At 32.2% G+C, this 7,449-nt stretch carries 6 protein-coding genes; all 6 read left to right on the top strand.

Annotated features, from left to right (window positions below; genetic code table 11):
• Nucleotides 1–140 precede the first annotated feature (140 nt).
• The 6 genes from glyA to spoIVA all read left to right on the top strand — a co-directional run bounded on the left by glyA (nt 141) and on the right by spoIVA (nt 7,422).
• Nucleotides 141–1,373, top strand: coding sequence for a serine hydroxymethyltransferase (glyA, locus tag C3E90_RS11385; RefSeq protein ID WP_236915789.1), 1,233 nt, complete (start codon nt 141–143; stop codon nt 1,371–1,373).
• 119 nt (nt 1,374–1,492) lie between these two features.
• A complete protein-coding gene (locus C3E90_RS11380) occupies nt 1,493–2,824 on the top strand; it encodes a DUF512 domain-containing protein (protein ID WP_236915788.1) in 1,332 nt (443 codons plus the stop codon).
• A 10-nt stretch (nt 2,825–2,834) separates the two neighbouring features.
• On the top strand, nt 2,835–4,151 hold the full coding sequence (gene der / locus C3E90_RS11375) for a ribosome biogenesis GTPase Der (protein WP_236915787.1): 1,317 nt from the start codon (nt 2,835–2,837) through the stop codon (nt 4,149–4,151).
• Nucleotides 4,148–4,750, top strand: coding sequence for a glycerol-3-phosphate 1-O-acyltransferase PlsY (gene plsY, locus C3E90_RS11370; protein ID WP_236915786.1), 603 nt, complete (start codon nt 4,148–4,150; stop codon nt 4,748–4,750). Before der ends, plsY begins: the two co-directional genes overlap by 4 nt.
• Nucleotides 4,751–4,798: 48 nt before the next feature.
• Nucleotides 4,799–5,824, top strand: a complete 1,026-nt coding sequence (locus C3E90_RS11365; protein WP_236915785.1) for an NAD(P)H-dependent glycerol-3-phosphate dehydrogenase — start codon at nt 4,799–4,801, stop codon at nt 5,822–5,824.
• Between the two features lie 119 nt (nt 5,825–5,943).
• The gene (spoIVA, locus tag C3E90_RS11360) at nt 5,944–7,422 is read left to right on the top strand and encodes a stage IV sporulation protein A (RefSeq protein ID WP_236915784.1); all 1,479 of its coding nucleotides are present in this window, start codon (nt 5,944–5,946) and stop codon (nt 7,420–7,422) included.
• Nucleotides 7,423–7,449 lie beyond the last annotated feature (27 nt).

The following is a 7,449-nucleotide window of genomic DNA, read 5'->3' as shown; positions in this document are numbered from 1 at the left end:
TTATAGTATTGTAAATACTAATTATTATCTATATAATTAATTAGAAAGGAATAGCAAAACTTTATATATACATTATATTATTATACTATGAATTAGTAATAAATTAAATTATATTTAAAAAGAAAGGAGAATATAATACTATGGATTTCACCAATTTAAAGAAATTTGATCCAGAGGTAATGAAAACAATAGAGTTGGAAACAAAAAGACAACAAGAACATATAGAGTTAATTGCATCTGAAAACTTTGTAACACCCCAGGTTATGGAAGCTATGGGAAGTCAAATGACCAATAAATATGCTGAAGGTTATCCTGGTAGAAGGTATTATGGTGGTTGCGAGTTTGTAGATATGGTAGAAAATTTAGCCATTGAAAGATTAAAAAAATTGTTTGGGGCAGAGCATGCAAATGTACAACCTCATTCCGGTTCCAATGCCAATTTAGGAGTGTACTTTGCAGTGCTAAAACCTGGAGATAAGGTTTTAGGTATGAATTTATCACAAGGTGGCCATTTAACTCATGGTAGTCCAGTAAATATTTCTGGTACTTACTTCAATTTTGTTGCTTATGGCGTGGACAAGGAAAAGGAAATGATTGATTATGATCAAGTTAGAGAAGTAGCATTAAAAGAGAAGCCTAAGATGATAGTGGCTGGAGCAAGTGCCTATCCAAGGACTATTGATTTCTCCATATTTAAGGAAATAGCTGATGAAGTAGGAGCATATTTAATGGTAGACATGGCCCATATAGCTGGTTTAGTAGCAGCAGGTCTCCATCCAAATCCAGTACCATATGCAGATTTTGTAACTACTACTACCCATAAAACATTAAGAGGACCAAGAGGCGGGGCTATTCTTTGTAAAGAGAAATATAGAAAAGCTATAGATAAGGCTATTTTCCCAGGAATTCAAGGGGGCCCATTAATGCATGTTATTGCAGCTAAAGCTGTGAGCTTTGGAGAAGCTTTACAAGATGATTTTAAAGATTATCAAAGTCAAATAATTAATAATGCAAAGGTGTTAGCAGAAAGCTTGATGGAAAGAGGCTTTAGATTGGTTTCAGGTGGAACGGATAATCATTTAATCCTAATAGATGTGAGAAATAAAGGTTTAACAGGTAAGAAAGCTGAAGAATTGTTAGAGGCAGTTAATGTAACAACTAATAAAAATACAATACCTTTTGATCCTGAAAGCCCATTTATAACTAGTGGAATAAGGATAGGTACTCCTGCTGTAACTACAAGGGGTATGAAGGAAGAGGAAATGAGAAGAATTGCTGAGATAATCGATTTAGCTTTAGATGAGGATAATAGTAGGGAAGAAGTTAAAGAAAAGGTAATTAAACTTTGCAAAGACTTTCCTTTATATGCATAATAAATATATAAGCCTACAGTTAACTGTAGGCTTATATATTTAAATTTTAAACTATGTATTGATAAGGTATTCTGCTATAATAAAATAGAGATTTAAATAATTAGATGGAGAGTTATATTATGGAACTAAAGAAGATTTATGATTATAGGAATATTATAGAAAAGGTTAATAAAGATAGTATAGCTGAAGAATTAGGAATTAAACCTAATGATATATTGCTATCTATTAATGGTGAAAAGGTTAAAGATATTATCGATTATAAATTCTTAATATCCGATGATTATATAGAAGTGGAAATTGAAAAAGAAGAGGGAGAAGTTTGGATTTTAGAGATTGAGAAGGATTTTGATGAAGATTTAGGTATTGTATTTACAAATCCTTTAATCGACAAAGCTAAATCCTGTAGAAACAAATGTATATTCTGTTTTATAGACCAATTACCTCCTAATATGAGAGAGACTTTATATTTTAAAGATGATGATTCCAGGTTGTCATTTTTACAAGGGAATTTTATCACTTTGACCAATATGGCAGAGGAAGAAATTGATAGGATTATAAAATATAGATTAAGCCCGATAAATATCTCAGTTCATACAACAAATCCAGAATTGAGGGTAAAGATGTTAAACAATAAAAATGCGGGGAAAATACTATCCATACTCCAAAGATTTAAGGAAGCAGACATTAAGGTAAATTGTCAAATAGTTTTAGTACCAGAGGTTAACGATGGGAAGGAATTAGAAAGAACTTTAAAGGACCTTTCCAATCTATATCCAAGTGTTGAAAGTGTGGCGGTAGTCCCTGTAGGATTAACCAAATATAGGGAAAATCTTCATAAGATTATACCCTATAATAGGCAAAGGGCTATGGAATTATTATATCTAATAAGGAAAGAACAGGATGGATTTTTGAAAAAAATGGGAACTAGATTTGTATTTGCTTCTGACGAGTTCTATGCTCTAACAGAGGAGCCTTTGCCAGATTATGAAGAATATGAAGGATTCCCTCAGTTGGAAAATGGAGTAGGGTTGTTAAGGACTTTTGATAATAGTATAGATGAAGAGTTAAGGAAGATAGATGATAAAATAGAAATAAATAAAAAATATATTATAGCCACAGGTACATTGGCAGAGGATTTTTTGAACAGAATAAAAGATAAAATAATGGGCAAATTTTCTGGATTAGATATAAAAGTAGTTGCCATAGAAAACAATTTCTTTGGAAAATCTATTACCGTATCTGGGTTGATTACAGGTCAAGATATTATTAGTCAATTAAAAGAATATAAAGATATAGATGGTATAATAATACCAAAATCCATGTTAAGGGCAGATAGCAATGTTTTTTTAGATGATTTAACTGTAGAAGATATAGAAAATAGATTAAAGGTTAGAATAACTCCTATGGAGGTTTCTGGGAAGGATTTAATCGATCTATTTAAAAGAACTTGAGGTGATAAGAATGGATAGACCAGTGGTATGTATAGTGGGAAGACCAAATGTAGGAAAATCAACTTTATTTAACAGAATAGTAGGGAGAAGAATAGCTATTACAGAAGATAGCCCTGGAGTTACTAGGGATAGGATTTATGCAGAAGCAGAATGGTTAAACAGGTATTTTACTTTAATCGATACAGGAGGGTTAGAACCTGAATCTGAAGAGATAATTCCTATTAATATTAGACAACAAGCGGAAATTGCCATAGATACAGCAGATGTTATTTTGTTTGTTGTTGATGGATTAGATGGAGTTACTTCAACGGATAGAGAAATTGCTAATATATTGAGAAAATCAGGAAAAGAAATTTTAATGGTTTGTAATAAAATCGACACCCATAAAATGCCAGATGAAATATTTGAATTTTATGAATTGGGTATGGGATCACCAATGATTATCTCTGCTGAACAAGGGCTAGGTATAGGGGATTTATTAGATGAAATTATTAAACATTTTCCAGAACACAAGGATACAGAATATGATGATGACCTTATTAAGGTAGCTATTATCGGTAAACCCAATGTAGGGAAATCCTCTTTGATTAACAATATATTAGGAGAAGACAGAGTTATTGTAACGGATATACCTGGCACTACAAGAGATGCAATAGATACATATTTTACCTATGAAGAGAATAAATATGTATTGATAGATACTGCGGGATTAAGAAGGAAACGTAGTATTTATGAAAAGGTTGAAAGGTATAGTGTTGTTCGTACTCTGTCTGCTGTTGATAGATCTGATTTGTGTGTATTGATTATTGATAGTACAGAAGGGATTTCGGAGCAGGATACGAAGATTGCTGGATATGCCCATGAAAATGGAAAAGGAATTATTATTGCAGTTAATAAATGGGATCTAGTAGAAAAGGAAACCAATACTCATTTGAACTTTGAAAAAGATATTCGAAATAAATTAGCCTTCATCTCCTATGCACCCATTGTATTTATTTCTGCTAAAACTGGAAAACGAGTAGATAAGTTATTTCAGCTAATAAATCTAGTCAATAATAATTCCAATTTAAGAATAAGCACAGGTGTATTAAATGATATAATCAATGAAGCAGTATTATTAAATCAGCCACCTTCAGATAAAGGAGTTAGATTGAAAATATACTATGGCACTCAAATTGCTGTAAAGCCACCAAAGTTTTTGATTTTCATAAATAAACGACAATTAATGCATTTTTCCTATCAGAGATATTTGGAAAATCAAATTAGGAAATATTTTGGATTTGATGGGGTACCTATTCAATTTGATTTTAGGGAAAAGGGTGAATGAGTTTGAAATATCTATTAGTTGCTGGAGTTTCATATTTGATTGGAAGTTTTTCTTCTGCCTATGTATTGGGTAAATTATTAAAAAAAACAGATATAAGAAAGTTTGGCAGCGGTAATGCAGGGGCTACCAATGCCTTAAGGGTATTTGGCAAAAAAATCGGGATATTAGCATTTATTCTTGATATGTTTAAGGGTATATTAGCTGTATATTTGGGTGGAAAAATAATGGGATATAATGGGGAATTAATAGGAGGATTATTTGCAGTTATTGGACATAATTGGCCTATATTTCTTAAATTTAAAGGAGGTAAGGGTATTGCTACTTCTTTTGGAGTACTCCTATCTCTACATTGGCCTATTGCAATTATATCCTTTATATTTTTTCTATTAGTTGTAATTATTACCAGATATGTATCTTTAGGGTCAATTCTTTCAGCATTTCTGGTACCAATTCTAGGGGTTGTAATCAATAAGCCTTTTAATAGAAACTATTTTATCACAACTTTGATTTTAGCAATATTAGCAATTTATAGGCATAGAGCAAATATCAAAAGATTAATCCATGGGAAAGAGTATAAAATTGGGGAAAAAGTGGAATAGGGAGAAAGATTAATAACAAGGGAAAAAGTTAATAGGGAGGAACATTAGATGAATAATATTGGTGTAATCGGTGGAGGTAGTTGGGGTACTGCATTAGCTATCCTACTTTCAAATAATAATCATAAGGTGGATATCTGGGTTAGAGATAAAAGACAAATGGAACAGATGAGAGAGCATAGGGAAAATAGCAAATATCTACCAGAGGTTACAATATCTGAAAGTATTAATGTGACTGATGATATATCTGAAGCCATTTATAATAAGGATTTATTGGTTTTATCTATTCCTTCCCATGGGGTAAGAGAAGTTCTAAATAATCATAAAAATTTGTTCAATAAAGAGCAGATAATTGTAAATGTAGCAAAAGGGATTGAAAATGACACTTTACTTAGGATATCTGAAATAGTTGGTGAAATATTACCAGATAATCCCTATGCAGTATTATCGGGACCTTCTCATGCAGAGGAAGTTGCAAGGAATATGCCTACTACGGTAGTAGCTGCTTCTTTAGATAAAAGAGTAGCTGAGTATGTACAAGATATATTTATGTCTCCATTTTTTAGAGTTTATACCAATCCAGATGTAATAGGTGTTGAATTAGGGGGTTCATTAAAAAACGTTATTGCATTGGGAGCCGGAGTTTCAGATGGATTAGAATATGGGGATAATACCAAGGCTGCTCTTATGACAAGAGGAATTACTGAAATTGCAAGGCTGGGAGAGAAGTTGGGGGCTAATAGTTTAACTTTTTCAGGTTTGGCTGGTATAGGGGATTTAATCGTAACTTGTACAAGTATGCATAGTAGGAATAGAAGAGCTGGAATACTAATAGGCCAAGGTAAGACTTTGGAAGAAGCTATAAAGTCTGTTGGAATGGTAGTAGAGGGAATTAAGACCACCAGGTCTACCTATGAATTAGCTAAGAAATATGATGTTATAATGCCTATTACTAAAGAAATATACGAAGTTTTATATGAAGGAAAAGATGTAAAAAATTCTGTTGTCAATTTAATGCTAAGGGACAAAAAACATGAGATGGAAGATGTAATAAAGCATCAGATAAAAGATTGGTAAAAAACCTGCTACATTCTAGCAGGTTTTTTTTAAACCCTATCATATTATAAGGCCTAGTACATATATATATAATGTTAAGTATTATTAATTTACATTATGATTGTGAAGGAGGGGGAAAAGTGGAAAGGTTTGACATATATGAGGATATAGCTGAAAGAACAGAAGGGGATATATATGCAGGAGTAGTAGGACCAGTTAGAACGGGGAAATCGACTTTTATTAAAAGATTTATGGAACTATTGGTTATACCCAATATTGAAAACAAGTATAAAAAAGAAAGAGCCAAGGACGAATTGCCACTGAGTGGGGCAGGAAAAACAATTATGACTACAGAGCCTAAGTTTGTACCTAATGAGGCAGTTGAATTGACCTTAAAGGATAATGTAACCTTTAAAGTCCGAATGGTAGATTGTGTAGGATATTTGGTAAAGGGAGCTTTAGGACATATTGAAAATGATATTCCTAGGATGGTTTCAACCCCTTGGTATGAAAAGGACATACCTTTTGAAGAAGCAGCTGAAATTGGAACTAGAAAAGTCATTACGGATCATTCAACTATTGGGATAGTAGTAACAACAGATGGTTCAATTACAGATATAGATAGATCCAATTACATAAAGGCTGAAGAAAGAGTAATATTTGAATTGAAAGAATTAGAAAAGCCTTTTGTAATTATTCTAAATACTAAACATCCCAATTTAGATAGCACTATAGCATTAAGGGAAAGTTTGGAAGAAAAGTATGGGGTATCAGTAGTAACTGTAGATTGTTTGAATATGGAAATTGAAGATGTGGAGAAAGTTTTTGAAAAGCTATTGTTTGAATTTCCAGTTAAAGAGATTACCATCAATTTACCAGGTTGGATAGAAGGTTTACCAAGGAATCATTGGATAAAATCTAATATATTAGATTCTTTAAAGGAATCAGTACAAACTTTACAGAAATTAAATGAAGTTGATATTTCTTTAAAAGTTTTAAATGAACTGGATATAGTAAAGGATATTAATATAAAGGAAATCAAATTGGGGGAAGGAGTAGTAAATGCTGAAATAATTATTGATGAAGGATTGTTCTATGAAGTATTAAAAGAGATGACTGGATATACAATAGAAGGCGATTATCAAATATTAGGTTTAATAAACAAATTAGCTCATACAAAGAGGGAGTACGATAAAATTGAAAATGCTTTGATTCAAGCTAATGAAATTGGCTATGGTTTGGTAAGTCCTAGTCTAGATGAAATGGAATTAGATGAACCAGAAATATATAGGCAGGGCAATAGATTTGGTGTAAAACTGAAAGCAAAGGCTCCTTCCCTACATTTATTACGTTGTGATATCACCACTGAAGTATCACCTTTAATAGGAACGGAGAAGCAAAGTGAAGAGCTGGTAAAATATTTCTTAGACGAATTTGAAGGGGACCCATCAAAGATCTGGCAATCCAATTTATTTGGCAAATCCCTATATGATTTAGTTAACGAACAATTGCAAGGGAAACTAAACACCATGCCTGATGATGCAAGAAATAAGATGAGAAGAGCGTTAGAAAGGATAATCAATGATGGTAGCGGTGGATTGATTTGCATTATTATTTAAAATTGATATTGGAAATCCACATCTCTC

It is taken from the genome of Clostridium sp. Cult2 (assembly GCF_021655075.1).
GTDB lineage: Bacteria > Bacillota > Clostridia > Tissierellales > Tepidimicrobiaceae > Schnuerera.
Note: the sequence above shows the minus strand (reverse complement) of the source record. Positions and strands in the feature narration are given on the sequence as shown.

What these genes read in the sequence shown, in the direction of transcription:
- glyA (WP_236915789.1), top strand. Translation starts at nt 141, where the DNA reads ATGGATTTCACCAATTTAAAGAAATTTGATCCAGAGGTAATGAAAACA.
- C3E90_RS11380 (WP_236915788.1), top strand. Translation starts at nt 1,493, where the DNA reads ATGGAACTAAAGAAGATTTATGATTATAGGAATATTATAGAAAAGGTT.
- der (WP_236915787.1), top strand. Translation starts at nt 2,835, where the DNA reads ATGGATAGACCAGTGGTATGTATAGTGGGAAGACCAAATGTAGGAAAA.
- plsY (WP_236915786.1), top strand. Translation starts at nt 4,148, where the DNA reads ATGAGTTTGAAATATCTATTAGTTGCTGGAGTTTCATATTTGATTGGA.
- C3E90_RS11365 (WP_236915785.1), top strand. Translation starts at nt 4,799, where the DNA reads ATGAATAATATTGGTGTAATCGGTGGAGGTAGTTGGGGTACTGCATTA.